The 1374-nt window shown below is 61.1% G+C and carries 1 protein-coding gene; it reads right to left on the bottom strand.

All coding sequences use genetic code 11. The annotated features are described in order from the left end of the window. Positions 1-53: 53 nt before the first annotated feature. On the bottom strand, positions 54-1184 hold the full coding sequence (locus EV641_RS22640; protein WP_054717801.1) for an alkane 1-monooxygenase: 1131 nt from the start codon (positions 1182-1184) through the stop codon (positions 54-56). Positions 1185-1374: the final 190 nt, after the last annotated feature.

Here is a 1374-nt window from a genome sequence, read left to right as displayed (position 1 = left end):
TAGCCTCCCACCCGCGCGTTCCCCCGAGCTGCGACGCGATCGTTATCGCAAACTCATCTTCCTGTTACAGGATTACCGGGCTGTCCGTACCGCGCAACCAGTGCATCCACTTTATCCGGATCCGTATTGATACGACTCAGATCGTAACCGTAGTGCTCGAGAAGCTTCGGATCGATGACCCGACGCCACAGCGGCGGGAACAACGCCAGGATGATGAGCACGGCATACCCCGCGGGAAGCTGCGGCGCGTCACCCATGGACCGCAACGTCTGGTAGCGACGCATCGGGTTGGCGTGGTGGTCGCTGTGCCGCTGGAGGTTGTACAGAAACAGGTTCGAGCACACGTGGTTGCTGTTCCAGCTGTGCTCGGGAGCCACCCGCACGTATTTCCCGTCGTCACGCTTGCGTCGCAGCAGCCCGTAGTGCTCGAGGTAGTTGGCCCCCTCGAGGAACATGATCGCCATGACGGCCTGCACCACGAGCCACGGTGCGATCTGCCACCCGAACGCGGCGATGAGGGCCGCGTACAGCAGCACGCTCATCAGCCACGCGCTCAGGATGTTGTTGTGTTTCGGATTCCACATCGACACGCCCCGTCGGGCGAGTCGTGCCTTCTCGTACTTCCACGCAGACGTCAGGCTCCCCACGACGGACCGCGGTAGGAACTTCCAATAGCTCTCACCGAACCGCGCGGTCGCGGGATCCTCCGGGGTTGCAACACGGATGTGGTGTCCGAAATTGTGCTCGACGTAGAAATGACCGTAGAACGACTGGGCGAGGGCTACCTTCGCGAGTCGTCGTTCGATCTTCGTTCGCTTGTGGCCCATCTCGTGTGCCGCGTTGATTCCGACTCCACCGACGATGCCGAGTGTCGCGGCCAACGCGAAGTGTTCGGCCCAGCCCATGGGCTGCGACACCCACATCCAACAGCCGAATACCAGCCCCGCGTACTGCAGCGGCAGGTAAACATATGTGCAGCGCCGGTAGTACTTGTCGTTTTCGAGATCCTGCATGACCTCTTCGGGCGGATTACTGGTATCGAGCCTCGTGAAGCGGTCCACCAGCGGGCAGATGACGGCGATCATGATGGCGCCGGTCGCCCAGAAGACGCCGAGATGCAGATAGTGGACCAGGAGCCACGCCAGAAATGGACTCAGTGGGATCGCCAGACCGTACAGCCACATGTATCTCTTGGGATCTCGCCACTGGCGCCGACTCGTCCCCTGCTGCAAGTCTTGCGCAGCAGAGTTTCCTCCCCGAATTACCGACACGATCAACCCGCTCCATGCCACTCGGGAGAATCCCCCGAGCACGATTTGCTTGCCCACAGAAACCAACTGGCCTCTGTGACCCCCCGACGCGGATAGATGTTAC

The organism is Rhodococcus sp. SMB37 (assembly GCF_004345605.1).
GTDB lineage: Bacteria > Actinomycetota > Actinomycetes > Mycobacteriales > Mycobacteriaceae > Rhodococcus.
This window is presented reverse-complemented; position numbering and strand designations above follow the sequence as displayed.